At 66.2% G+C, this 26,408-nt stretch carries 22 protein-coding genes; 17 read left to right on the top strand and 5 right to left on the bottom strand.

The genetic code is table 11. The features are described from left to right. The first annotated feature begins 24 nt into the window (after positions 1-24). From rsmG to ASE34_RS01230, 7 genes are all read left to right on the top strand, one after another. Positions 25-645: a 16S rRNA (guanine(527)-N(7))-methyltransferase RsmG gene (gene rsmG, locus ASE34_RS01260; protein ID WP_056275678.1), complete on the top strand. Its 621-nt coding sequence runs from the start codon at positions 25-27 to the stop codon at positions 643-645. Between the two features lie 2,763 nt (positions 646-3,408). Next, positions 3,409-3,852 (top strand): AAA family ATPase, encoded by a 444-nt coding sequence (locus ASE34_RS01255; RefSeq protein WP_056275676.1) that lies wholly within the window; start codon positions 3,409-3,411, stop codon positions 3,850-3,852. A gap of 587 nt (positions 3,853-4,439) precedes the next feature. Then, entirely contained in the window at positions 4,440-5,315 is an 876-nt protein-coding gene (locus ASE34_RS01250; RefSeq protein WP_321163929.1) for a ParA family protein, read from the top strand. Further along, positions 5,315-6,283: a ParB/RepB/Spo0J family partition protein gene (locus ASE34_RS01245; protein WP_082586457.1), complete on the top strand. Its 969-nt coding sequence runs from the start codon at positions 5,315-5,317 to the stop codon at positions 6,281-6,283. The genes ASE34_RS01250 and ASE34_RS01245 overlap by 1 nt, the downstream gene beginning before the upstream one ends. Positions 6,284-6,344: 61 nt before the next feature. Further along, entirely contained in the window at positions 6,345-7,793 is a 1,449-nt protein-coding gene (locus ASE34_RS01240; protein WP_053098230.1) for a sugar porter family MFS transporter, read from the top strand. Positions 7,794-7,802: 9 nt separating this feature from the next. Then, positions 7,803-8,138 carry a hypothetical protein gene (locus ASE34_RS01235; RefSeq protein WP_053098229.1) on the top strand — a complete coding sequence of 112 codons (336 nt, stop codon included), beginning with the start codon at positions 7,803-7,805 and terminating at the stop codon, positions 8,136-8,138. A gap of 18 nt (positions 8,139-8,156) precedes the next feature. Further along, positions 8,157-8,675, top strand: coding sequence for a GrpB family protein (locus tag ASE34_RS01230; protein ID WP_056275668.1), 519 nt, complete (start codon positions 8,157-8,159; stop codon positions 8,673-8,675). A gap of 90 nt (positions 8,676-8,765) precedes the next feature. Here ASE34_RS01230 and trxA read toward each other — a convergent pair whose 3' ends face one another. The 4 genes from trxA to ASE34_RS01210 form a co-directional block, all read right to left on the bottom strand. Beyond that, on the bottom strand, positions 8,766-9,089 hold the full coding sequence (trxA, locus tag ASE34_RS01225) for a thioredoxin (RefSeq protein WP_042541543.1): 324 nt from the start codon (positions 9,087-9,089) through the stop codon (positions 8,766-8,768). 67 nt (positions 9,090-9,156) lie between these two features. Further along, complete coding sequence (gene trxB / locus ASE34_RS01220; protein ID WP_056277582.1) at positions 9,157-10,131, bottom strand: thioredoxin-disulfide reductase; 975 nt, start codon at positions 10,129-10,131, stop codon at positions 9,157-9,159. An 88-nt stretch (positions 10,132-10,219) separates the two neighbouring features. Continuing rightward, the gene (murJ, locus tag ASE34_RS01215) at positions 10,220-11,839 is read right to left on the bottom strand and encodes a murein biosynthesis integral membrane protein MurJ (protein ID WP_056275665.1); all 1,620 of its coding nucleotides are present in this window, start codon (positions 11,837-11,839) and stop codon (positions 10,220-10,222) included. After that, positions 11,832-14,015 carry a DUF6049 family protein gene (locus ASE34_RS01210; protein WP_056275663.1) on the bottom strand — a complete coding sequence of 728 codons (2,184 nt, stop codon included), beginning with the start codon at positions 14,013-14,015 and terminating at the stop codon, positions 11,832-11,834. The genes murJ and ASE34_RS01210 overlap by 8 nt, the downstream gene beginning before the upstream one ends. A gap of 74 nt (positions 14,016-14,089) precedes the next feature. Here ASE34_RS01210 and ASE34_RS01205 point away from each other — a divergent pair, with 74 nt between their 5' ends. Genes ASE34_RS01205 through ASE34_RS01195 form a run of 3 tightly spaced genes read left to right on the top strand, consistent with a single transcriptional unit; the run spans position 14,090 to position 17,190 of the window. Beyond that, a complete protein-coding gene (locus ASE34_RS01205; protein WP_082586456.1) occupies positions 14,090-15,646 on the top strand; it encodes a methyltransferase in 1,557 nt (518 codons plus the stop codon). A gap of 40 nt (positions 15,647-15,686) precedes the next feature. Then, positions 15,687-16,727, top strand: coding sequence for an LLM class flavin-dependent oxidoreductase (locus tag ASE34_RS01200; protein WP_056275654.1), 1,041 nt, complete (start codon positions 15,687-15,689; stop codon positions 16,725-16,727). 31 nt (positions 16,728-16,758) lie between these two features. After that, positions 16,759-17,190, top strand: coding sequence for a carboxypeptidase-like regulatory domain-containing protein (locus ASE34_RS01195; protein ID WP_056275651.1), 432 nt, complete (start codon positions 16,759-16,761; stop codon positions 17,188-17,190). A 168-nt stretch (positions 17,191-17,358) separates the two neighbouring features. On the opposite strand, the gene ASE34_RS01190 is transcribed toward ASE34_RS01195, so the two are convergent. Continuing rightward, entirely contained in the window at positions 17,359-19,119 is a 1,761-nt protein-coding gene (locus ASE34_RS01190) for an alkaline phosphatase family protein (protein WP_056275647.1), read from the bottom strand. Between the two features lie 79 nt (positions 19,120-19,198). Between ASE34_RS01190 and ASE34_RS01185 the strand changes: the two genes are divergently transcribed. The 7 genes from ASE34_RS01185 to ASE34_RS01155 all read left to right on the top strand — a co-directional run bounded on the left by ASE34_RS01185 (position 19,199) and on the right by ASE34_RS01155 (position 26,315). After that, the gene (locus tag ASE34_RS01185) at positions 19,199-19,492 is read left to right on the top strand and encodes a hypothetical protein (protein ID WP_056275643.1); all 294 of its coding nucleotides are present in this window, start codon (positions 19,199-19,201) and stop codon (positions 19,490-19,492) included. 61 nt (positions 19,493-19,553) lie between these two features. After that, entirely contained in the window at positions 19,554-20,981 is a 1,428-nt protein-coding gene (locus ASE34_RS01180; RefSeq protein WP_056275640.1) for a CCA tRNA nucleotidyltransferase, read from the top strand. Between the two features lie 216 nt (positions 20,982-21,197). After that, positions 21,198-22,523 carry a transcriptional regulator gene (locus tag ASE34_RS01175; protein ID WP_056275638.1) on the top strand — a complete coding sequence of 442 codons (1,326 nt, stop codon included), beginning with the start codon at positions 21,198-21,200 and terminating at the stop codon, positions 22,521-22,523. A gap of 137 nt (positions 22,524-22,660) precedes the next feature. Further along, positions 22,661-24,211, top strand: a complete 1,551-nt coding sequence (locus ASE34_RS01170) for an aldehyde dehydrogenase family protein (protein ID WP_053098219.1) — start codon at positions 22,661-22,663, stop codon at positions 24,209-24,211. A gap of 68 nt (positions 24,212-24,279) precedes the next feature. Beyond that, on the top strand, positions 24,280-24,678 hold the full coding sequence (locus ASE34_RS01165; protein WP_056275635.1) for a DUF779 domain-containing protein: 399 nt from the start codon (positions 24,280-24,282) through the stop codon (positions 24,676-24,678). Positions 24,679-25,074: 396 nt separating this feature from the next. Beyond that, positions 25,075-25,266, top strand: coding sequence for a hypothetical protein (locus ASE34_RS17720; RefSeq protein ID WP_157538046.1), 192 nt, complete (start codon positions 25,075-25,077; stop codon positions 25,264-25,266). Positions 25,267-25,925: 659 nt separating this feature from the next. Next, positions 25,926-26,315, top strand: coding sequence for a hypothetical protein (locus tag ASE34_RS01155; protein WP_056275630.1), 390 nt, complete (start codon positions 25,926-25,928; stop codon positions 26,313-26,315). Positions 26,316-26,408: the final 93 nt, after the last annotated feature.

Below are 26,408 nucleotides of genomic sequence, written 5' to 3'. Positions count from 1 at the left end.
ACGTCAGGCCAGCGGGATGCTGTCGTGAGTGACCTGGAGATCGAACCGTCGGTGGCGGTCGATCTTTTCGGCGATCGGATCGAGTTGGCCCGGCAGTTCACGGCGGCTCTCGCGCAGCATGGCGAGGAGCGAGGACTCATCGGTCCTCTCGAGCTCCCGCGTTTGTGGTCCCGGCACATCTTGAACAGTGTCATCGCCGCCCCGTTGTTCCACGGTTCGGTCGCGGACATCGGTTCGGGTGCGGGGCTGCCCGGTATCGTCCTCGCGATCGCGCGACCCGATGTGCACTGGACGCTCGTCGAGCCGATGGAGCGCCGGGTGATCTGGCTGAACGATCAGGTCGCCGAGCTGAAGCTCACGAATGTCGAAGTTCTGCGCGCGCGTGCCGAGGAGGTGACTCCTGCGAGCTTCGACGTCGTGACAGCTCGTGCGGTGAGTGCTCTGAAGACGCTGATCCCGCTCACCGCGCCGCTCGTGCGCGATGGAGGCGAACTCACCCTTCTCAAGGGAATGAATGCCGCCAACGAGATCGAAGCAGCGCAGAAGCAGATCAAGAAGTTCCGCCTGTCGGACGTCCGCGTCGAGACTCTCGGCGAGAACGTACTGCCCGAGACGACCCGCGTGGTGAGGGCAGTCGTCCGCTGACGGGTCGATGCCGCGGTTCAGGAACCTGAGCCTCGTCGAGGATGGGCGCACATTCCACGTTCGAGATGTGTACCCGCGTGCTAGGTCGCAGGTGGTGGGTGACTTTGCCACGCACGGTGGTCATGGGCCAGGCACTGTTGTGATCTGCCTCTGCAGCATATGAGATCTATTGTCGGGGCTCGTCCGGTTGAGCCAGACCTGGTCACCGCGCGAGGCCGATAGAGTCCCTCGACGATCGTGCCACGATTCGAGTTTATGGCTGATGAGAAGGGTTTTCTTCCGACCCTGGTCGTGCACCTGTGTGGGAGCTCCGTTGCGACGTGACGAGGCACTCAAGCGCTGCTGGATACGGTCAGCAGTGCCGGATAGCCGCCGGCACTCTGCCCTCGCCGTCAAAGACTGTCCCGGGATCACGGTCGGTGGTAACGGAACGTGGGCGTGTGGCACGACAGATCAGGCTTCACCGCAGACGTGTCCGGTGTCGGAATCCGGAATGGGTCTGTCCCCGTGTGCTCGTAAGCGAGAGTGTTCGCCCCTCGGGGAAGGAGCGGGGGTCCTAACCATGTTTCACGTGAAACATGGGTGGACGACTGCCATGCGGGGGCAAGCCGAGGCGGGCCGAGGTGGTGTGAAGGGATTCCGCCGACAACTTGCGGTGGTCCGGGTCACGAGGGCGTTGCGCTCGCTGGTCTGATCTGTGCCACTCAGCCGTACTTCGAGGCACTGCGGACGGATGGTGCGCGCTGCGATGCTCGTCGCCGTGCTGGTGAGCGGTGCTGCGAGCCACCCCTCTTCGTAGCGCCGTGGTCCGAATCTCTGCTTTTCAACCTACGTCACTTCACAGCAGCAGACTTCACCTCACTGAACTGCCCTGGACTGCACTACACCGTGCGGTCTGCAGTGATCTCTCCTGTTCTGATCTGCGCTCTCGTGATCTGGCCTGCGCTACTCCGCCGTGTGCCGTGTGCCGTGTGCCGTCTGTTGGGCGTTCTGACTACTGAGTGAGGTCCGCGCGTGGTGGAACCCACGTGCGGCACTCAGAGCTTGTGAACAGGCGAGCCGGTCCACCCGGGAGTCGTATGTTTCACGTGAAACAATCGTTGTGTCGCTGCCACGGAACGGATCGCGGTGCCCTTGGCGTGGCTACGGGTGTCATCCCGGTCCACACCATCCGCCGGGGGAGCGTTGCGAGCTGACAACCAGATCATGGCGCCGAGGAGCGGGACCGTCTGCTCCAGGCGTGGTGGGGCGCCGAACATAACTGGAACTTTCACTCGGGGGCATCGCGGCGGAACCTGTCAGGCAGCAGCTATGACCCGCTGCCGCTGACAACATCCGGACGACAGGGTGACCTGGCAACACCCTGCTCAGTCTCACCGGGGTTCTTCGCAGCATGTCTTGAGTGAGCGAGAAGCCTTCCTGGCACGAATGGACATCTCTCCTCGGACCGACCGCGTCGCGCTATGCGGCAGGCACAAGTGTTTCACGTGAAACATCGAGCGGCGGGTCGTGATGGCTTCGGATGATCGCGACCGCGCGATAGCAGGAACAGGGGGAGGGTCTCGGGGCCGGCCGCGACGTGGGCGATTGAGGGCGCGCTAGTGGCGCGTCGTTGCTGGGTGCCCGTACACGGTCGGGTGGACGGTTTCAAAGACTAGTGATCGCGTCACGATCCCAGTGAGTAGTTTGCGAAGCCCCGCTCGCGAGACAGTCGCTAGCTCATTGATGTGACGAGTCATCGGGCGTCTCGAAGGTGCGGGGATTCTTGGCCCGAGAAGCGGCGGTCCCCGGTTTGCACGACAGAACTCGTGAGCTGGCGCGAGGCTCGGTATCGCACCGAGAGCCCGAGCAGCAGCGCTCTGGAGGGCTACCCGCAATGGGACGCACGCGGTCGCTGCTGATGCCCCTGCTGCGGATGCCAGCGAGGTGCACCCCGAGGTCTGTTGCGGCGGTCGCGGGCGGGGTTCTCGGATAAATCCCAGTTCAGGGGCGGATCCGTGCACCACCCGAGCTCGGCAAATGTGGCCAGCCGGTGGGCCTGGCTCGTGCTGACTTGCCGTCAGTATGACGCAAGGGAAGAGCAGACGGGACTCTGTGGACGAACGTTTCACGTGAAACACCGCGAGTGTTGTTTCGCGCCTGCGGTTCCTTTGCGGATCGACGCCACGCACTAGATCCTCACTGGACCCAAGGTGGGCGAGCTGACTCTAGAGCGATGCTTGCAGCGAAGAGCCGAGGCCGTCGACGCGCCTTGGCCCAATCCTTGATAGCTGTGCAGCATGCGAACGACGTACTTCGTTAGTGCCCGTCTGAGGAGATGTTTCACATGAAACGCCGCTGAGGTCGCGATGAGATGGGTGGGGCTCCGTCCCGAATGGTCGGTCTCACGCGATCACGGCGCTACCCTTTGTCAATCGACTTGGCTGGGCTGTCTGAAGCCGTGCGTGGCGTGCGCGATGCGTCTGTGACGACTAGGTGATTCACGCGTGGGTGACCTCGGGGGTGAGGTTCACTGGTGAGACGACCCTGAGGCAATGAGCGCAGGCGATTACGCAGCGGAGTGAAGCCCCTCGCCGCTCACGGTGATGCACCGGCTGGAGCCAGCGTAGAACCCGAAGCAAGAGTGGGGGCCTGCTACCGCTCGGCTAGCCGGAGCAGCTCTGGACGCGGAGGCACTTTAGTCCGCCTGCACGCGGTCCGGGTAGAACGCTCCTGTCACTCACGTCGGCGATGTTCCACGTGAAACATCGATATGGTGAATGCATGGTGCGCATGCTCATCACTGGGATGTCTGGCGTCGGCAAGTCCAGCGCGCTGCAGGTACTGGGGGAGCGGGGATACTCCGTCGTCGACACCGATTATGGACCATGGACAACCGAGTCGGGACTGTGGGACGAGGTCTTGATGGGTGCGCTACTCGGGGAGAGCACCGAAGTCATCGTGTCTGGCACGGTGTCGAATCAGGGTGCCTTCTACGACCGCTTCGACCACGTGGTCCTCCTGTCAGCGCCGATTTCGGTGATGCTCGATCGTGTTCGTCGGCGATCTTCGAATCCCTACGGCTCGACGACGGTGCAGCAAGACGAGATTCGCACGAACCTCGAAACCGTGGAGCCGCTACTGCGGGCGACATCCACCTGCGAGATCGACGCAACTCAACCGCTGACCGCCGTTGTCGACCGGATCGAGCAGCTTCTACGATCTTGACCGAGGCCGAGGTGCGTCAGATGTTTCACGTGAAACCATGCGGCTGTCGACCGTCACCACGGACCTCGGCGCACCGGGGGAGGATCCGGTTCCACGCGATAGTGGTGTGAAGGACGCTGACGAGTTCTGTGCGACCGGTCGGTCTCCCCGAAACGAGGGGCCTCAGCGACGGAGACTCGTCGAGTCCCGTAAGCCGCTCTTGGACAGCCTCTTTCACAGAGGGCAGGACATCCGTGTGGGCCGAGCACAGAGACCTCCCCTCTCCTCACGCCCACGAAATGACCGACACGAACTTGTCGCCGGCGCGACAGATGGTGCAGTGCGTGGACGTCGTCCCTCCATGCGTGTACCCCTATCTCCGGTGCGTCAGAACGTCCAACGGCACAATGAACACCCAGGCCAGAAGGCGAAAGTGCCACTCTCTCCGCAACGGCACGTCCGGACGAGTTATCACCGGCCTGCACGACTCAGTAAGGATTCGAGAAGGCAACGTCTGCCGCAGCGATTAGAGTGGAACACGGCCCCGAAAGGAGTGGATGTTTCACGTGAAACAGCCCGAAAAGGCATCACCGAAGGACTCTTTCGGGATGGATACGCCCCTCGCGCGGGAACTCGCCGACCTCTCCGCACGACGCAGAGCACTCGAGACCGTGTCCATCGACTTCGCCGGAGACACCCGCATCCTGACGGTCTCCAACCAGAAGGGCGGCGTAGGTAAGACCACGAGCGCCGTCAATGTCGCCTCTGCACTCGCGGGTCTCGGAGCACGGGTCCTTGTGATCGATCTCGACCCCCAGGGCAACGCCTCGACCGCGCTCGGAGTGCCGCACAACGCCGAGACTCCGAGCGTCTATGACGTCCTGATCGAAGACACCCCGCTCGCTGACATCGTGCAGCAGAGTCCCGAGGACGAGAACCTCTTCTGCGCACCGAGCACCATCCATCTCGCCGGCGCAGAGATCGAAATCGTCGCGCAGGTCGCACGGGAGCATCGACTGCGACGGGCGCTCGAGGAGTATCTCGTCGACAACCGTATGGACTTCGTCATCATCGACTGCCCTCCGTCGCTCGGGCTGCTCACGATCAACGCCTTCACCGCGGCGAACGAGGTCTTCATCCCCATCCAGTGCGAGTACTACGCGCTCGAGGGTCTGAGTCAACTGCTCGGCAGCATCCAGATGATCCAGAAGCACCTGAATCCCGGACTGCACCTCTCCACGATCCTGCTGACGATGTTCGACGGACGCACGCGACTCGCGCAGCAGGTGGCGGACGAGGTCCGCACACACTTCCCCGAACAGGTGCTCGACACCGTCATCCCGCGTTCCGTGCGGGTGTCGGAGGCACCGAGTTTCGGTCAGACCGTGATCGCCTACGATGGGCAATCCGCCGGCGCCGTCGCGTATCGCGAGGCCGCTGTCGAGATCGCGTCGCGGACGGCGACGCAGAGCAAGGAGAAATGATGGCGAAGCGCACTGGACTGGGTCGGGGCATCGGAGCCCTCATCCCGACGGCTGATCAGTCCGAGCGTCCCGTGGATGTGTTCTTCCCCGGAGCCAACCTGCGTCCGGCGACGGAGCAGACCAGTGACCAGCCCGCAGCAGAAGGCGACCTCGAGGTCGTTCCCGGCATCCACCTCGTCGAGGTCGATCCGCAGAAGATCGTGCCGAACCCGCGTCAGCCGCGCACGCACTTCAATCCCGAGGACCTCGCAGAGCTCGTGCACAGCGTGCGTGAGTTCGGCGTTCTGCAGCCGGTGGTCGTTCGCAAGAACAGCGACGGCGAGTATGAGCTGATCATGGGGGAGCGGCGCACCCGCGCCGCGCGGGAGGCGGGCCTCGAGAAGATCCCGGCGATCGTCCGCGAGACTGCCGACGAAGATCTCCTGCGCGATGCTCTGCTCGAGAACCTGCACCGCTCCGAGCTGAATCCGCTCGAAGAGGCCTCGGCATACCAGCAGCTGCTCGAGGACTTCGGGATCACCCAGGAAGAGCTCGCCACGCGGATCGGTCGGTCGCGCCCTCAGATCAGCAATACGATCCGTCTGCTCAAGCTCCCCGTTCCCGTGCAGCAGCGTGTGGCGGCGGGGGTGCTGACGGCTGGACACGCTCGCGCGATCCTCAGCCTGGACTCACCCGAGGCCATGCAGCGTCTCGCCGACAAGGTCGTGAACGAGGACCTGTCGGTGCGCGCGACCGAGGTCGCTGCGAAGACGGAGCCGGCAGCACCCGGCCGGACGGCGAAGCCGACTCCGGGCGCTCGACGGGCATACCTCGACGAGGTGGCCGGCAACCTCGGCGATCGGCTCAACACTCGCGTCAAGGTGTCGCTGGGCGCTCGAAAAGGCCAGGTCATCATTGATTTCGCATCGATTCAGGATCTGAACCGCATCCTCGGTGAATTGGGCGAATCGGGGTACGGTCCGGCGTGATACCGCCGCTCGACCCCTGAGCGGTCGTAGACTCTCGACATCTCGTCGATGAGGGGGAGTCATGTCCGGAGCAGCGAGTCCAGTGAAGTTCCAACGCCGCGTCATCGCGGTGAGTATCGCCGCAGCACTCGGTGGCTTCCTCTTCGGATTCGATACCGCCGTGATCAACGGCGCCGTCGATGCTCTCGCGGGGAACGTCTCGGGGTTCGACCTCGGGGTCGGGCTCAAGGGCTTCGCGGTGTCGTCGGCCCTGATCGGGTGCGCCGTCGGTGCGTGGTTCGCAGGACCGATTGCGAACAAACGCGGGCGAATCCCCGTGATGGTCTTCGCGGCGGCGATGTTCTTCGTCTCCGCCATCGGCTCGGGACTCGCGTTCAGTGTCGTCGACCTCATCATCTGGCGAGTGGTGGGTGGTCTCGGTGTCGGTGCGGCATCCGTCATCGCTCCCGCATACATCGCCGAGGTCTCGCCTGCCCGGGTGCGAGGTCGACTGGGCTCTCTGCAGCAGCTCGCCATCGTCACCGGAATCTTCGCCGCTCTGCTCTCCGACGCGTGGCTGGCGGGCCTCGCGGGTGCCGCAGACCAGCCTCTGTGGGGACTCACCGCCTGGAGATGGATGTTCATCATCGAGGCGGTGCCCGCACTCGTCTACGGGATCATGTCGTTCCGTCTGCCCGAATCGCCGCGATATCTCGTGCGCAAGGGCGATCTGAAAGGCGCGTCCCAGGTGCTCGAGACGGTCACGGGGGCCGTTGACGTCGACGCGAAGATCCAGGAGATCACCAGCACCATCGACACCGAGCGCAAGGAGTCGCTGAGCGACCTGCGGGGCAGTCGTCTGGGGCTCAAGCCGATCGTGTGGGTCGGCATCCTGCTCTCCGTGTTCCAGCAGTTCGTCGGCATCAACGTCATCTTCTACTACTCGACGACACTGTGGCAGTCCGTCGGCTTCGATGAGTCGAGTGCCCTGCTGACTTCCGTCATCACGTCGGTGACGAACATCGTGGTGACCATCATCGCGATCCTGCTGGTCGACAAGGTCGGCCGACGCATCATGCTTCTCGTCGGCTCTGTGGGTATGACGGTGACGCTGGGCCTCATGGCGCTCGCCTTCTCGTTCGGTGAGCTGAACGCCGAGGGCACAGCGACCCTGCCTGACCCCTGGGCGACCGTCGCCCTCATCTGCGCGAACGGCTTCGTGGTCTTCTTCGGTGCCACCTGGGGTCCGCTCGTCTGGGTCCTTCTGGGAGAGATCTTCCCGAACTCGATCCGCGCCGGCGCACTCGCGGTCGCGGCAGCAGCCCAGTGGGCAGCGAACTTCTTCATCTCGACCACCTTCCCTGTGTTCGCCGAGATCGGCCTCACCTTCGCCTACGGCTTCTACGCGTTCTTCGCGCTGCTGTCGTTCTTCTTCGTGTACTTCAAGGTGCCCGAGACCAAGGGACGCGAGCTCGAGGAGATGACGGACGAGCTGAAGGTGGAGCGCCGGGGCACCCGCAGGGCGACGTAGGCTGGAAGCATGACCGAGTCAGTTCCGCGCCGCGCCAGCCTCGAAGTGCTGAGAGCAGAAGCGTCGGACGAACTCGCCGTGCTCATCCAGGAGAGGCTCCTCGGCGGGGAAGATCCGTGGGAGTTCATGGAGGAGCTGCCGAGCGTCGATGAGCTCGTCGTCTACCTGCTGCGAGCCGACAACATCACCGCGAACGACGGTGTGCGACCGAACGCGGCTCGGCACTACCGGGTGCTGCGCCAGATCGCGCTGGAGTACCCCGAGCTCACGCCGGCGGTCTGGGGCCTTCTCGACGAGAAGCAGCGGCATCGACGCTGGGACCCGTCCGTCGCCGACGCCTCCTAGGCAGCTATTGTGCCGCGAATGCTCGTCTCCTACGACCCGGAGTGGCCGAACCAGTTCGAGGCGTTCGCCGCTGAGATTCACGCGGTCGCGGACGCGGATTGGCTGATCGAGCACATCGGATCGACGGCGATCCCCGGCATGCGCGCGAAGCCGATCATCGACCTGGCCGTCCGCATCGTCGATCGCAGCGACTTCGACGCGCGCAGGGCCGCTCTGGAAGCCGCAGGATGGCGCCCGGGCAGCGCTGTGCGCACGCACCCGGTCATGATCCGCGAATCTGACGGCGTGCGGATCGCGATCGCGCACTTCTTCGTCGAGGAGGAGTGGGATGCGGTGCACCAGCGCATCCTGCGGGACTGGCTTCTGGAGCATCCGGAGGATGCCGATCGCTACTCGCATGCGAAGTGCGACGCCGTCGCCGCCCAGGCGAGGGGGAGGACGACCTACAACGCCGCGAAGTCCCCCATCATCCAAGAGCTCGTCGACCGCGCTCGAGCGTCTCGAGGACTTCCTCCGGTGCGGATCTCCGACAAGTAGTCGGCTCTCGTCTCAGGAATGGGGACGGAAGCGGCTGGGTACGAGAAAGGGCCGCCACCCGGAGGAGTGACGGCCCTGAAGACTGCAGGATCAGCCGATGAAAGCCGCGAGGTCCTGCTCGAGGGCCGGCTTCGGCTTGGCGCCGATGATGGTCGTCTTGACCTCACCGCCCTGGAACACCTTCATCGCGGGGATCGAGGTGATCTGGTACTTCATCGCCAGCTGCGGGTTCTCGTCCACGTTCAGCTTGAGGATGGTGATCTTGTCGGGGTTGTCCGCCTGGATCTGGTCCAGAACGGGGGCGACCATACGACACGGTCCGCACCACTCGGCCCAGAAGTCCACGAGGACGGGACCTTCGGCCTGCAGAACGTCCTGCTCCCAGGTCGCCTGGCTCGTAGCCTTTGCACTCATCAGAGTTCTCCTTGATTCGAGGTTCGCCTGCTACAACAGCGGGCGAGGTGAAAGTGTTCCCGTCCGCTCAGGCGGTGATGATCTCAGCGGCTTCTGCGGCCGGGAACTCGACCGAGGCGTCTTCGAGGTCCGCCAGGAAGTGCTCGGCGTCGAGAGCGGCGACCGTGCCCGAGCCAGCGGCCGTGATGGCCTGACGGTAGGTGGGGTCGATCACGTCGCCGGCGGCGAACACACCGGGGACCGAGGTGACGGACGAACGGCCGTCGACCCAGATGGTGCCCTCGGCGGTCAGCTCGAGCTTGTCGTGCACGAGGTGCGTGCGCGGGTCGTTGCCGATCGCGATGAACAGGCCGTCGAGCGCGAGGTCGCTCAGCGTGCCGTCGACCGTGTTGCGCAGCTGCACGCCCGTGACGGAGTCGCCACCGAGGATCTCGGCGACCTCGCTGTTCCACACGAACTCGATCTTCTCGTTCGCGAAGGCCCGCTCCTGCATGATCTTCGAGGCGCGCAGGGTGTCCTTGCGGTGGATGACGTAGACCTTCTCGGCGAAGCGGGTGAGGAACGTGGCCTCTTCCATCGCCGAGTCGCCGCCGCCGACGACGGCGATCGTCTTCTCGCGGAAGAAGAAGCCGTCGCAGGTGGCGCACCACGAGACGCCGTAGCCCGACAGGCGCTCTTCGCCCTCGATGCCGAGCTTGCGATAGGCGGAGCCGGTCGCGTAGATCAGCGACTGGGCCTCGTGCACCGTCCCGCTGCCGAGGGTGACCTTCTTGACGGGGCCGGCGAGGTCGAGCTCGGTGACGTCGTCATAGACGACCTCGGTGCCGAACTTCTCAGCCTGCTCCTGGAACTTCGCCATGAGCTCGGGGCCCTGGATGCCCTCGGGGAAGCCGGGGTAGTTCTCGACCTCGGTGGTGTTCATCAGCTCTCCGCCGACCTCGACCGTGCTCGCGATGAGCAGCGGCTTGAGGTTCGCGCGCGCCGCGTAGATGGCGGCGGTGAATCCGGCGGGACCGGAACCGATGATGATGACCTGACGCATGTGCTCTCCGTCGTAGATGCTGAGACGCCGAAAGACGTTCGACTGCTTCAACCAATGGTAACCGCGCGACATTCCCGCGCGAGGTGGCTCAGCGGCCCGGCAGGAAACGCCGCAGCATGCCGCTCGCGACCTTGAGCTCCGGAGCGCGCAGGACAGCCAGGATGCCGATGTAGACGACCACGACGGCGAGGCCGATGATGCAGGTGCCGATGGCTCCCTGGATCTTGTCGGACGTGGTCCACCCGGTCGGACCGCCGAGCAGCAGGAAGACGCCCCACCCGGCGAACCCGGCAGGAACGGCAGCGACGGCGTAGCGGACGACAGCGGTCATCCAGGTGCGGATCTGGAGTCCGCCGATCTTCCGGTTCAGCAGCCAGCTGGCCACGATCATCTGCAGGGTGCTCGCGATCGACTGGCCCAGCGCGATGGCTGCGGCCAGCATGGTCACCTCGATGATCTCGGCGGCGAGCAGCCACTGCGCGACCAGAGCGGTGACGACCACGAGACCGCACTGGAACAGCGTGAACCAGAAGGGCGTGCGGGTGTCGCCGTAGGCGTAGAACGTGCGTTGCACGATGAAGAGGATCGTCAGCGGAACCAGGCATACGAGGAAGGCGAGCAGCACCAGCGCCGCTTCTTCGGCGTGCGACGCCTGGTTGGTGAAGACTCTCGAGGCGGGAATCGCTGCCGCGGCGACCGCGGCGACGGCGACGGCGATGAAGAAGAGCAGGGTGCGGATGCTCTGGGCGATGTCTGCGCGGACCTCGGCATGTCTGCCGGCCGCCGCGTGCTCGCTGATCTGCGTGAAGTAGGGCGTGCCGATCGACAGCACGATGATCGAGTACGGGAGCATGAAGATCAGCCAGGCGTACTGGAAGGTGGCGACGGACGCGCCTCGTCCGGAGGCTTCGGTGAGGATCTGGGTCTGCACGAGTCCGGCGCCGAGGCTCGTCAGCGCCATGAGGAACGTCCATCCGGCGAGCCGTCCGACGTTGCCGAGTCCGACGCCGCGCCAACGGAAGTCGGGGCGGAGCGCGAGACCCGTGCGGCGCCAGAAGATCAGAAGGATCGCGGCCTGGATCACGATGCCGAGCGTGGCCGTTCCACCGAGAGCGGCGATCATCTCGGGAGTCCAGTCGGAGACCCGGGTGAGCGGGCCGCCGAACAGCGCTCCCACGACGAGGAAGCCTGCGATCGACACGATGTTGTTGACGACCGGCGCCCAGGTGAAGGGCCCGAAGATCCGCCGTGCGTTGAGCGCCTCGCCCAGCAGCGCGTAGAGCCCGTAGAAGAGGATCTGCGGCATGCACCAGTACGCGAACGCCGTCGCGAGCGCGAGGAACTCCGCGGAACCCTCCTTGCCGGCGTAGAGCCACACGAGCCAGGGCGCGGCGATCGTGGCGATACCCGTGATGACGACCAGCACGACGGTGCCGAGCGTGAAGAGCTTCGAGATGAAGGCGTTGCCACCGTCGGCATCCGCTGTCGCCTTGACGATCTGCGGGATGATCACGGCCGTCAGCACGCCCACCGAGATGAGCGAGAAGACGTTGTTCGGCAGTTGATTCGCGATCGCGAAGGCGTCTGCGGCGCCCGCACCGACCGAGCCGATCACGCCGACGAGGACGATGGTTCGCAGGAGCCCGGTGACGCGCGAGATGAGCGTTCCGGCCCCGATCAGTGCGCTGGCGCGGCCGAGACTACTCATTCAGCTCCTCGACGGCATCCGGTGAGGAGGTCGTCTGTTCTTCGTCGCCGGCGAGGGCTTCACGCCGCCGGCGTCGGACGGTGCGGATGATGCCGAGACCGAGCAGCAGCACGATCAGACCGCCGAATGCGGCGAGCCCGATGGTCTCCCATTCGGCCCGCACCGAGACGCGCACGCGCTCGGGCTGGCTGATCGGCACACCGGTGGGGCTCGAGAGCGACAGCGTCAGGGTGACCTCGCCACTGCCCACTCGGGCCGACACGGGGACCTTCACCCTCGTCGTCGTGCCGGGCTGGATCGTCCACGGCGTGACGGACTGCACCTCGAGGCGCGGGTCGCTCGGCTTCACCGTGAGCTCGATGTTCACCGGCCACGGCAGGTCGTTGCGCACCGAGAACGGGAGGTCGGCGTTGGCGGAGAGCAGCTGGATGGTGCTCGCCGGAGGGATGTCGACCGCGTTCAGCGTCTCGGTCGTCAGCTCGTTCACGTCGGCGACGGCCTCTGAGAAGCCCTTGTCCGTCAGGCCGACCGCGGTCGCCCGCATGATCTGGATGCGCTTGGGGCTCAGCAGAAGCTGGCTGTCGTCGAGGATCGTGGAGAACTCGCCGAGCACGACCTCGCTGTCGAGCATCCCCTGCAGGGCCGTGGCTCGTGCCGGGTCGGGCTCGGTCGAGAGGGTCGACGGTGTCGCCGGGATCGCGAGAACCTCCGAGAGACCGAACCCGAGGGAGTCGACCGATGAGACGGCCTCTCTGAGCGCATCAGCGGTGCGGGTCTCGTCGCGGTCGAGTCCGATCAGAAGCGGCGTCGTCGGACTCGCCTGAGCCGACAGGGCGAGATAAGCGCTCGCCCCGGCCAGCGACTGCTGACGGGCGGCGTCGTCGTCTTCGCTCGCCGCCTGCGACAGAGCATCCGATGCGGCATCCACGGCGACCAGCACGCTGTGCGAATCGATCGCGGCGTGCGCGCCGACCGCACCGCCGACCGCTGCAGAGGAGAGGACAGTGACCGCGCCGCCGCTCAGGTACGTCGAGAACGTGTCGAGATCGGCGGCGGAGACATCGCTGCGGGGCCACAGAATGCCGGGGGTCGACCCCTCGACGGCCATGAGCTGCGCATCGTCGGGCAGCACCGGACCGTCGGTGGGCTGAGGGCTCGGCTCATCACTCGGTGTCGGCACGGGAGTCGGTGCGCTGCCATCCGTCGGCAGCGAGGCGGGAGTCGGCGCGGGAGTCGCGGTGGGGGTCTCGTCCGGAGGCTCGGTGAAGCTGCTGAGGGTGAGGAACGGCGCGAGCGTCGTGGGCTGCAGCAGTCCCGGAAGACCCGCCTGCGCCTGTGTGGTGGCGTCGGCATCGCCGAACTGCAGAGAGAACCGCTCGTTGGGCAGAGCGTCGAGAAGTCGCAGCCACTCGCGCGCGCTCTGCGGCGCCGAAGAGCCGAGCACGCGGATGGCGGCGGGGATCGCCGGGTCGATCGCCAGGGTCGCGGACGTCCCTCGGACACCCTCGATCGTCGCGGTGAGTGCGCCGTCGGGCGCGGTGAGAGCGCTGAGCTCGTCCGCGGTGAGAAGGGCGCCGTCGGAGGGCGTCGCCGTGATCGGCACCATCACGGCGACGGGCGGATTCGCGGCAGCGGTCACCACGAGCACGGATGTCGACGTCACCGTTCGCGCGGCATCCTGACCCTCGTTCTGCGCTCCGCTGAGCGTCGCGCGCAGCGGGTACACACCCGGTGCGAGGTCGCCGAGAACTTCGGGAGGGAGGAAGAGGCTCGTGGTCGCGGAGGTCTCGGCGTCGACCGGTGCGACGGTGTCGGTTCCGAGCTGGTCGAAACCCCCTGTGGCGTCGGAGTCATTCAGCCACGTCGTGACCGAGGCTTCGTCCGCGAGCGGAGTGCGGTTGATCTCCAGAGTGACTCGTCCGGCGGAGAGTTCGGACTTCGCGTCGTTCTGCACGGTGATCGAGGCCGTCGTCGCTGTGCCAGGGGCGACCGTTCCGCGCACCCCCGCCGACAACAGGAGCTCGACGGAGGACGCCTCTGACTCGTCATCGGCGGCTGCGACCGCGCTGCCTGCGCCCGTGCTGACCAGGCCGAGTACGATCGCCGAGATGACGGACCCGCGCGCCAGGCGCTGCAGGCGCGTGCGGAGGCCGTTCTCGAAGATGGTCGCGGTCATGAAGGTCTTCCTCGAACGCCGGGATCCCAGGCTGCTCGTGAGTGGTGACCTTGTGATTCTAGGCCGCTGGCTGAATGAGAACCCTGAAGACGCGTAGAGTGACGGCCGTGTCCGACACCCTCGCCCCCACGCCCGATCCGCTCCGCAGCACCGCGCTCGCCGCAGATCTCGACGCCGCGGATCTCCGCTCGGAGCCGCTCCGTCGCCTGTGGGGCGAGGAGGAGGACGACGCGCTGGCCAGAGGCATGCGCGAGCCGATCCTGCGCGCGATCGCCGGTGACGACGGTGTGCTCGCGACTCTCGGCAGGCTGTTGGTGCTCGGGATGCCGCAGCCGATCGCCGCGGTGACGACGGCTCTCCCGAGACTCGGAGCAGACGGCCTCGTGGCCCTCGGCCTCGCGAGGATCGAGGGCGACGAGGTGATCCCCACTGCGCTGCTGCGTCCCCAGTCGTTCGTCGACGCCGACGGGATCGGCGAATGGTGGATCGCCAGCGACCTCGACGAGGTGGCGCTCGACGGAGCGCTGCCCGCGGATCACGTGCTCGGAGTCGGCGGCGCCTCCCGCACGCTCGCCGAGGTCATCATGCCGATCGAGGTCGACCGTGCCCTCGATCTCGGCACCGGATGCGGCATCCAGGCACTGCTCGTCGCTCGTCACGCAGGATCCGTCGTCGCCACGGACATCTCGGCGCGAGCGCTCGCCTATGCCGAGTTGAATGCCCAGCTGAACGGCGTCTCGAACATCGAGTTCCGATTGGGCAGCATGTTCGAGCCGGTCGGGGGAGAGGCGTTCGACCTGATCGTGTCGAACCCGCCTTTCGTGATCACCCCGCGCGCGGAAGGGGTCCCCGAGTACGAGTATCGCGACGGGGGACTCGTCGGTGACGCGCTCGTCGAGCAGTTCCTCCGTGCGGTTCCGTCTTTCCTGACCCCGGGAGGCGTGGCACAGCTGCTCGGCAACTGGGAGTCGTGCGGTGGCCAGGCATCGCTGAGTGGACGCGCGGGTCTCGATCGCCTCTCGTCGTGGGTTCCTGGCGACCTCGATCTGTGGGTCATCCAGCGCGAAGAGCTGTCGCCGCTGGGCTACGCAGAGCTGTGGATCCGAGACGGAGGCACGACGCCCCGCGATGCCGCGTTCACCCCGCTGCTCACCGCATGGCTCGATGACTTCGCCGCGCGTGGCGTCACCGCCGTCGGATTCGGCTACATCCTGGTGCGGCGGCCGGCGGGCGGCGGAGCGCCCCTGCGTCGTCTCGAGCGCGTCGCACAGCCCGTCTCGAACGTGGGCGGGGCGCTGCGTTCGGGTCTCGCGGCGCACGACGTGCTCGCAGAAGGACTGCCTACGACGCTGATCGTCGCTCCGGATGTCACCGAGGCACGACATCTGCTTCCGGGCAACGACGATCCGAGCATCATCGAACTGCGTCAGGGCGGTGGCTTCGCACGGACCATCGCGGTCGACCCGGCGCTCGCCGCTCTCGTCGGGGCCTGCGACGGCGAGCTCACGGTGATGCAGATCGTCGCAGCTCTGGCCGACCTGTTCGAGGTGCCGCTCGTCGACCTGTGGGCCGACCTCGAGCCCCGCATCCGCCAGCTCGTGCTCGACGGTCTGCTGATCCCGGGGGAGTGATGCAGGAATACCCGCTCGCATATATGCGTTCGAATACACCATGAAGGCTTTCGGATTCCTCTCCTTCGGGCACTATGCAGACGTGCCCGGTTCGGCGACCCGCACTGCGGGGGACATGCTGAAGCAGACCATCGAGATCGCGGAGGGTGCCGACGAGATCGGCGTGAACGGCGCCTCTGTGCGCGTGCACCACTGGGCTCGCCAGGCGGCGTCGCCCATGCCGCTGCTGTCAGCCATGGCTGCGCGTACGAAGCGCATCGAGGTCGGCACCGGCGTGATCGACATGAGGTACGAGAACCCGTTCCAGTTCGCTGAGGAGGCGGCGGCACTCGACCTGATCGCCGACGGTCGCATCGCGCTCGGCGTGAGCCGCGGGTCACCCGAGACGGCTCTGCGCGGATACGAGACCTTCGGGTTCCACGACGAGGAGGACCCCGAGCGGGGCAGTGTCATCGCTCGCGAGAAGTTCGACCTCTTCCTCCGTGCGATCGACGGCGAGGGTCTCGCCCCCGGCGACCCCCGCATGGTGGGAGCCGGCCGATACCTCGCGATCGAGCCCCAGTCGCCCACCCTGCGCGACCACATCTGGTGGGGCTCGGGTTCCCGCGCCACCGCGGAGGAGACCGGCCGCAAGGGTCTCAACATGATGAGTTCGACCCTGCTCACCGAGGCGACCGGAGTGCCGTTCCATCAGCTGCAGCGCGAGCAGATCGACCTGTTCCGTTCCGCCTACAAGGAGGCAGGACACACCGGAGCACCTCGCGTCTCGGTGAGCCGCAGCGTGTTCCCGCTCGTCTCGGACATGGACAGGGCGTACTTCGGTCTGCGCAGCGAGGAGAACGCCGACCAGATCGGCATCATCGACGGCTTCCGCTCGACCTTCGGCAAGACGTATGCGGCCGAACCCGACGTGCTGATCCAGCAGCTCTTGGCTGACGAGGCCGTCATGTCGGCAGACACTCTGTTGCTGACGATCCCGAACCAGCTGGGGCCGGCATACAACCTCCACGTGCTCGAGGCGTTCGCGACCCATGGCTGGAAGCCGAACACCGAGGGTCCCGTGCAGGGAGATCCGGTCTGACGATCGACCGCAACGGCGGATGAAGGGGCGGATGCGAACTGCATCCGCCCGGCGGGAGAGTACGAGATCACGATCACGCTGGTACATCGCAACCGGACCGACGACTCGCACCGAAGAGCTCACCACGGACGACCTCGCGGGCATCGACTTCGAGCTCGCCCGCCCGGGATCGATCTCGGGCGCGGTGCTCACGGACGAGGGCGACCCTCTGGCCGGCGTGGTCCTCACGGTGGAATCGGACGACATCTCGCAGGAGGTGACCACCGACGCCAGCGGCGCCTACGCAATCGTCGACCTGCCGCCGGACACGTATGACCTGACGATCACCGCTCCGGAGGGCCGCACGATCATCGGTCCGGCGACGGCCACCTTCGTCGTGACGGCTGCGGGAGGGCTGGAAGCCGAACACCGAGGGTCCCGTGCAGGGAGATCCGGTCTGACGATCGACCGCAACGGCGGATGAAGGGGCGGATGCGAACTGCATCCGCCCTTCTTTTTCCTCGAACGGCGAGCCGATATATCGATAGCCTGGCCGCATGCGAGCGCCCAAGAGCGGATTCCTGGCCGGAGCCATCGTCCTCGTCGCAGTGCTTGTCGGCGCGATGCCGACGGCCGCAGCCACCCCCCGAGATCAGGAACCCTTCGCGGGCCCGAACAGCTCGTCGCCGTGCTCGTGCAGCAGGCGATAGGCGTCGGCGAACGTCTCGGGCTCCGGCTCACCCGGCTTGCCGTACTTGGCGAGGAGCAGCCCGAGCAGCCCGCGGGCGGGTGGGGTGAGCGGCTTCATCTGGTCGGCCTCACCGGGCTTCGGCTCGCGCTGCTCGGGATTCGGCGGCGTGTAGGCGGGCGTGGTCACGGGCCAGTCGGCCGGATGCCGGGGTGCGTCGAGGTTCACAGCGGTGAACAGTGTGTTCGCCGACTGGTCGCGGTCGTTGAGCGGCTTCAATCCGTGCAGCCGCGAGAGGGTGGCCGTGACGGATCCGTGGTGCATCTCGTCGTGGACGATCGTGCCGCGCTTCGTATAGGCCGACACGGCGATGGCGGGCACTCGGCATCCGAGTCGATCGAACGTGAAGCCCATCTCACCCGCCCCGGTGTCTTTCGTGGGCTTCGTCGCCGCGGGCGGAGGCACGTGGTCGTAGCATCCGCCGTGCTCGTCGAACGTGATGAGCAGCAGGGTGTTGACGGCGTTCGACCCCTGCGGCGACGCACTCGTGCGCACCGCCTCGTAGATGTCGTGGATCAGCCGATCGCCGGCCCGGACGTCCGAGATGGCGCTGTCGTAGACCGCTTCGCCGTCGACCTCGCTCTCACGGGGCGACCCGAACGGCGGGTGGAAGTCGTTGTGGTCGTAGACCATGCGCGGCTCGATGAACGCATACGCCGGAAGGGTGCCGTTCTTCGCATCGGCGTAGAAGTCCTCCATCGTGCCGAAGTGCTCGGTGCGCCAGTACTTCTCCAGCACGGCAGCGTGCAGCATCCCGGTGAACGACACCAGCTGGAGCTTGTCGATGTAGATCTTCCAGCTGACCTTCTCGTCTTCCAGACGGTTGAACACCGTCGGGGCCGCGGGCGCATCGAGCCACTTGCGGTACCCGCCGCCGGCCTGGTTCGTGACGAAGCCGTGCGACGTCGACGCGTGGAAGAACGACCGGTTGCAGAACGTCTGCGACGGCACCCCGGCGTACCAGTGGTCGAACACCGCGAACTCCGCTGCGAGGGTCGAGAGCACAGGGAGCATCTCGGGCGAGAAGGACCCCATGATGTGCGCGGCCTCGTCGGGGGCCGGCTCGACGCCCTTGCGCAGACGGCGGAAGTTGATGATGTAGTCCTCGAGGAACCCCGACATCGTCGCCTTCTCGCCGTGGGTGGGTGCGTTGAAGGGGGCCGTCATCTGGTCGACGAACAGGTCGGCGTTGTCCTTCGGGTCGACGGTGCCGAAGATCTGCGTGTTGACGTGAGGGTACTCCTCGCCCGGATCGGGATCGGGCAGGCTCATGATCCGGTCGGTGTCGCCGGTGTAGACGTGCGCGTCGACGACCGTGCCGTCGGATGCCGTGTTGCTGTGCGTCCCGAACGCGAGACCCTCGAACTTCTCGCCTGTCGGAAGCGACTCCTTCGAGTAGAGGTACCCGAGCAGGTTGTCGAACGAGCGGTTCTCACCCATCACCACGACGAGATGATCGAATCCGGGTTCGCTGCGGGGAGTCAGTGCGGCGAACGGATCAGGTTCAGTGGCGAAACCCTTCCGCTGGTTCGCGACGTTCGCGCCGATCGCAGCGCCAGCCGCGCCGCCGACCACGACGCCGGCCAGTGCGGCGCCGCCCATCTTGAGGAACCCGCGCCGGGACGTGTCAGGCGCTGAGGGGGACTCGTTCGCTTCTGCGGCCACGTGCCGATCCTAGGACTCGGGCGATGCCGAGCACGAGAGCGGGGACTGTGAGGCGATTCGACGCCGGTAGCGTGGGGGCATGAGCTACGCAGGTGAGTCGTCGATCGAATCGCGCGTCCGTGCCGTGAACGCCGATTTCGGCCGCCGTCAGACGCGGCTGTTCGTGACATTCGCGCTGATCGAGGGGCCGGTGCTGCTTCTGCTCGTTGTCGCGATCTACGGCTTCGAGCTGATCGATCCCGAGATCGGGATCTGGTTCATCGTCGCTGTCGCCGTCGTCGGCGGGTTCCTGTTGAGCACGCTCCTCGTGCGGCTCGTGCAGGCGCGAGTTCGCGCGGTCGCGCAGGCCAAGGGTGAGAACCCGCTGTTCTGACGTCCGCTCGACGGGGACTGCGACCCGCGGGTGACACCCGTACCCCGGTACGCTGGAACCCATGCTCAACATGGCTGACGGCCTCGCCCGTCTCGGCGCGCTCGCCGAGAATCCGGTCGTCCGCACCCTCGCGGAGGCTTTCGAGAAGGCGGGCTTCGACCTCGCCGTCGTCGGGGGGCCCGTGCGCGATGCGCTGCTCGGCAGGCCGACCCACGATCTCGACTTCACGACGAATGCGATGCCGGACGACATCCTGCGCATCGTGAAGCCGATCTCGACGGCCCAGTGGGACATCGGACGGGCGTTCGGCACGATCGGCGCGCGTGTGCAGGGTGAGCAGGTCGAGGTCACGACCTATCGCGCAGACAGCTACGACGGTGTGACCCGCAAGCCCACCGTCGAGTTCGGCGACACGATCGACGCGGATCTGCACCGACGCGACTTCACCGTCAACGCCATGGCTCTGCTGGTGCCGGCCATCACGCTCGTCGACCCCACCGGGGGAGTCGAAGACCTCGTCGCCGGGGTACTGCGCACCCCGGCCGACCCTCAGGTCTCGTTCGGCGATGACCCGCTGCGCATGCTCCGCGCCGCGCGCTTCAGCGCCCAGCTCGGCTTCCGGATCGACGATGACACCGCCGACGCGATCACGCAGCTGCGCGCCACCCTCGAGATCGTGAGTCCCGAGCGCATCCAATCGGAGCTCGTGCGGCTGATGCAGACGGATGACCCGGTGCGCGGCATCCGCGTGCTGGTCGACACCGGTCTGATGGAGGAGTTCCTGCCAGAGGTGAGTGCGCTGCGACTAGAGGTCGACGAGCATCATCATCACAAGGATGTCTACGAGCACTCCCTCACGGTCCTCCGCCAGGCGATCTCGCTCGAGCATTCGCGTCACCCCGGTGCCGAGCCCGATGTGGCCCTGCGGATCGCGGCGCTGCTGCACGACATCGGCAAGCCCCGCACCCGCAAGCTGGAGGACGGCGGAGTCGTCACCTTCCACCATCACGACGTCGTCGGGGCGCGCATGGCACGCAAGCGCCTGCAGTCGTTGCGCTTCGACACCGACACGACCGAGTCGGTATCGACGCTGATCGAGCTGCATCTGCGGTTCTTCGGATACGCCGAGGGCGCGTGGACGGATGCCGCGGTGCGGCGCTACGTGCGCGACGCCGGCGACCTGCTCGAGCGGCTGCACATCCTCACCCGCGCCGACGTCACGACGCGCAACAAGCGCAAGGCCGGACGACTGGCGTCTGCCTACGACGACATCGAATCGCGCATCGCGGCGTTGCGCGAGCAGGAGGAGCTCGACTCCATCCGGCCCGAGCTCGACGGCAACCAGATCCAGAAGATCCTCGGCATCTCGCCCGGTCGTGAGGTCGGCGAGGCCTACAAGTTCCTGCTCGAGCTGCGCCTCGACGAAGGCGTCATCGGAGCGGATGCCGCCGAGCAGCGGCTCCGTGAATGGTGGGCAGCCCGGGTCTGAGCCGATCGAGCCGCATCGACAGCGATGCGGCGGTCGGGCGCGGGCATCCCCATGGGGATCCCCCAGGACGACTCGTCACTCTTCCGGTTCGGCGACCTCGGCGGCCTGTGCGAAAGCCTGCACCCGGAACGCGTGACCGGAATATCGCGGGTACCGCCGACGGCATCCGGCTCCTACACTGAGGTAACGCTCCACCATCGACGATCGGAGACGCCCGTGGTCGCGTCGTGGCAGGTGTCACGTGAAGGGCCGCCTGAGGCCTCTCGTCTTCTGATCGAGCGTGCACACGAAGAGCTCATCGCCGGCAATCTCGATGACAAGCGCCTGCAGGAGGTGCGACCTCTCGTCCGCGAATCGTGGGTGCGATCCTGGCGAGGGCGCGTCGGCCCCGAAGGGGCCCCGCAGATCGAACTCGTGAGCGAAGAGCTCGAGGCCTATCGACTCGCGCATCCGCTCGCGTCCGCGATGGACATGATCCGAGCCCTGCTGCTGCCGGGAACCGAGGGGGACTCCGGTGTCGTCGTCGCCGTCGGAGATCAGGCCGGACGGCTGCTGTGGATCGAAGGCGATCGCAAGCTGCAATCGCTCACCGAGGGCATGGGCTTCGTGGCCGGCGCGAACTGGGCCGAGGACGCCGTCGGCACGACAGCTCCCGGCACAGCGCTGGCGCTCGGACAGTCGGTGCAGATCCGCGGTGCTGAGCACTACAACAGGCTGGTGCATCCGTGGTCGTGCACGGCGGCTCCGGTGCGAGACCCCGAGACGCGGCGTGTCCTCGGGGTCATCGACATCACCGGAGGAGACGAGGTCGTCTCGATGCAGGCCAGGCTGCTGGTCGATGCGACAGCGCGCGCGGTCGAGTCGGAGTTGCTCGTGTCGAGACTGCGGGCCCGCAGCGAGTCGCATCGTCCGATCACCATCTCCTCGCGAGCCAAGCCCACGACCCGGGCGACGCTGCACGTCCTGGGACGCGATCGTGCGCGCCTCGAGACCGAGACAGAACTCGAGGAATCCGTGATCGAGCTCAGCGCTCGTCATGCCGCGATCCTCCTGATGCTCGCCGTGCATCGCCAGGGGCTGTCGGCCGAGAGACTCAGCGAACTCGTCTACGGACCGGACGCGTCGGCCGACACGCTGCGGCCGGAGATGGTGCGTCTGCGCAAGGTGCTCGAGAAGCACGCCCCCAGCCTCGTCCCCGAGTCGCGGCCGTATCGACTGCCGGTGGTGCTCGAGACGGACGCGCACGACGTCCTCTCGCTGCTCGACCGAGGTGCCCATCGGGTCGCCCTCACCGCATACCGAGGTCCGGTCCTTCCCGAATCCACATCGCCGGGAGTCGAGGAGTTCCGCGAGTCCGTCAGAGCGGCGCTGCGCGAGACGATGCTGTCGGAGGCAAGCCTCGACGTCCTCCTGGAGTACGCCGAGATCCCGGAGGGACAGAGCGATGCCGCGGCCCTGCGCCTCGCACTGGAGATGCTTCCGGCGCGCTCGCCGAAGCGCGCCGGGCTCGTCGCCCGCATCGAACGCATCGAGGAGAGCTGAACCGTCCGGTCTGTCTCGGACATCTCGCGACGGCGTGCAACCATCCGCAACGTTGCGCATCGGGGCGCAACCTCTGCCGACCTACCTTCGAGACACAGCCCGCAGCACCGACGCCGCGGCCCGTCGAAGGAGTCCCGATGACCATCGTCGAAGAAGACGTGTCCACCGCCTACGCCGCTCCCGGTCAGCCGGGCGCCCTCGCTACCTACCGTCCGCGGTACGGCCATTACATCGGCGGAGAGTTCGTGGATCCCGTCAAGGGCCAGTTCTTCGACAACGTGAGCCCCGTCAACGGCAAGCCCTTCACCGAGGTGGGCCGCGGCACCGTCGAGGACATCGACCGCGCGGTCGACGTCGCCTGGAAGGCCTTCGCCAGCTGGGGCAAGACCAGCCCCGCGGAGCGCTCCGTGATCCTCAACAGGATCGCCGACCGCATCGAACAGCATCTCGAGGAGATCGCCGTCGCCGAGACCTGGGAGAACGGGAAGCCCGTGCGCGAGACGCTCGCCGCCGACATCCCACTCGCTGTCGATCACTTCCGTTATTTCGCCGGAGTGCTCCGGGCGCAGGAGGGCGGCATCAGCCAGCTCGACGAGAACACCGTCGCGTATCACTTCCACGAGCCGCTCGGCGTGGTCGGACAGATCATCCCGTGGAACTTCCCGATCCTCATGGCCGTGTGGAAACTCGCGCCGGCGCTCGCCGCAGGCAACTGCGTCGTCATCAAGCCGGCCGAGCAGACGCCGGCATCCCTGCTGTTCCTCTTCGACATCATCGGCGATCTGCTGCCCGCCGGCGTCGTGAACATCGTGAACGGCTTCGGCATCGAGGCGGGTGCACCGCTCGCGCAGCACAAGCGCATCCGCAAGGTCGCGTTCACGGGTGAGACCACGACGGGGCGTCTGATCATGCAGTACGCGTCGCAGAACCTCATTCCGGTCACGCTGGAGCTGGGAGGCAAGAGCCCGAACGTGTTCTTCGAGGACGTCGCCCGCGACACTGCCGACCCGTTCTACGACAAGGCGCTCGAGGGCTTCACGATGTTCGCTCTCAACCAGGGAGAGGTCTGCACCTGCCCCTCGCGGGCGCTCATCCAGCGCTCGATCTACGACGGCTTCCTCGCCGACGGCCTCGAACGCGTCGGCAGGGTCGTGCAGGGAAACCCGCTGGATCCGGCCACGATGATCGGCGCGCAGGCATCGAACGATCAGCTGGAGAAGATCCTCAGCTACATCGACATCGGCAAGCAGGGAGGCGCGCGACTGCTCACGGGTGGCGACCGCGTCGATCTCGGCGGCGACCTCAGCGAAGGTTTCTACGTTGCGCCGACCGTGTTCGAGGGCACGAACGACATGCGCATCTTCCAGGAGGAGATCTTCGGCCCGGTGCTCTCGGTCACCTCGTTCGATGACTTCGACGATGCGATCTCGATCGCGAACGACACCCTCTACGGACTGGGTGCGGGAGTGTGGAGCCGCAGCGGCGACACCGCCTATCGCGCGGGACGGGCGATCGAGGCCGGTCGTGTCTGGACGAACACCTACCACCAGTACCCGGCGCATGCGGCGTTCGGCGGGTACAAGCAGTCGGGCGTCGGTCGCGAGAACCACAAGATGATGCTCGACCACTACCAGCAGACCAAGAACCTCCTGGTCTCGTACGCAGAAGGCCCGATGGGCTTCTTCTGAGCTCGACCTCCGGGCGGGCGCTGCACCGGCAGCGCCCGCCCGGAACCACCTGCAGGAAGGCTCGGACCATGGTCAGCATCGGCACCTATCAGCGGGTCGACGTGACGGATGCCGCGGCATCCCTCATCCGCGATCTCACCGTGCAGCACGGACCCCTGATGTTCCATCAGTCGGGCGGATGCTGCGACGGCTCGTCACCCATGTGCTACCCGGTCGGCATGTTCATCACCGGGCCGAGCGATGTGCTGCTCGGCGCCCTCGATGTGGGGCTCGACTCCCCGGTCGAGGTCTTCATGTCGGAATCGCAGTTCGAGTACTGGAAGTACACCCACCTCACGATCGACGTCGTGCCGGGCCGCGGTGCCGGCTTCTCGGTCGAGGGCCCCACTGGAATGCGGTTCCTGATCCGCTCGCGGATGCTGAACGACGCGGAGCTGCAGTACTTCGGCTTGGCTATTTCAAACTGATGTCGCGCACGAGCTCGTCCATCTCCATGTCCGACATGCGTGGCAGCAGATCCGCGAATGAATGCGGCGGCAGCGTCGCGTCGGTCTCCATTCAGCCAGCCTAGAACGCGGCCAGATGCGCTCAGACCGGCGCGGTCACGGCGTCCGAACTCGCCGCGCATGTCAGATGTCATGGCGAGGATCATGCTCACACGCCGTCATCCAGGAAAGCCGGACGCTGTCCTCGCTGACGTGACAGGCGCACACTCACAGACGCTCGGCGCGATGGTCGCGCGTACCCGAATCGGCACGACGTGCACGCTTTGGATGGACAGCATCAAGGCCCTCGGCGGCGTGGCCCAGATCACTCGAGTCCGACCGGACGCGTTCCTAGTCGACGTTCTGGTTGGAACTCACATGCTGGAAGTCGTTGCACCCGCCCGGGGCAACGAGATCATCGTGCTCCACCCATCAGCAGCGCGAGCGCGGCGCTCGGGCATCGCCCACGCCGCGAGCCTCATCGACTCCTCAGAAGCAGCGGCCACAGCACATGCCTGGGTGCGCCATCAGGCTCTCGCCCACGGCTGGGAACTCCGTCGACAGGTGTGAAGTGAGCGCTCAAGAAGCGGTCTTCATCCAGCGGAATCGGCCAACATATCACCTCGATAATCGCCCATCCTGGGTCTGCCGCCCCCGGTTACCTTCCCCCCTCCTAGGCCGTCGTCTGACATTGCCCAGGCATACCCTGCAGGGGCACTACCAGTGCGGCCTCCGAGGAGGGTCGCTGGGTGCGAGAGGGGACCCCCGCGCGGAAGCAGTGGCGTGTCTCTCACTTGAGATCCGTGCCCCATCGAGCAACGTCCCGTTCGCCGTAGCCTGTTGACGAGTTGTCCCGACCCGAGGCTCGCCCCCAAACCATCACCACCACTCACTCTCGACGTTGGTTACACGTCACGCCAAGGCGCACACAGTCCTATACCGACACACGCACTACAACACCCCGCGTGCGCCAAGGAACGTGGTGACCGAGCGAACGACAGACCGACGACCAACCGAACGGCACGAGCGAGCGACGTGAGCGCGTGGCGAGAGGGCAGGGAGGAGGGACGGAATGAGCTCTCCTATATGCGCCCTTGCAGAGCTCGGACCTCTCGCTCACGGCTTCACTGACCGCTCGTCTGGCACCTCACCTCGAATCCCGAAGCGCTGCCGCGCGGTCTCGCTCGCGACGGCTGCCGCCGGTGGTGGTCGCATGTCAAGATCGGGGCATGAAGAAATGGTTCCGTGGCAAGCATCTCAGCCTGGCAGCGAAGGCGATTCGAGATTTCCTGGAGTATCGCGATGACTGCGAAGGTGCGCGAGTCTTCGACGATGATGTCGCAGACGGGTATGCCCACGTCCAGATGGTTCGCTCCACCGCGAAAGGCAAGCTCCGACCTTACACTTTCGAGCTGTTCTGGGACGACAGGGGGCGACGGTTACATCTCGTCAAAGCGGCGGTTTTCGAGCCCGGGAGAGTGCTTGCTGAGGCCAAGATTCCCGGCGACATGGTCCACCCCTGGGCGAACGCGGCACGGAGTATGCTCAGCGACCTCGAAAGGACCGAGAGGGAACGCGCCGAGGCGAAGGCGGCGAGGAGCAACGACCGCCGCTACTGACCGGCAGGGCAGCCGAAACGCTACTCGATTCTCCACTTCATGACTGCCTTCGCGCGCCCGTGACCGCCAGCGCGCTACGTGACTACCACGCGG

It is taken from the genome of Microbacterium sp. Root280D1 (genome assembly GCF_001428975.1).
Taxonomy (GTDB): domain Bacteria; phylum Actinomycetota; class Actinomycetes; order Actinomycetales; family Microbacteriaceae; genus Microbacterium.
The sequence above is the reverse complement of the archived record's forward strand: the minus strand, read 5'-3'. Positions and strand labels throughout refer to the sequence as shown.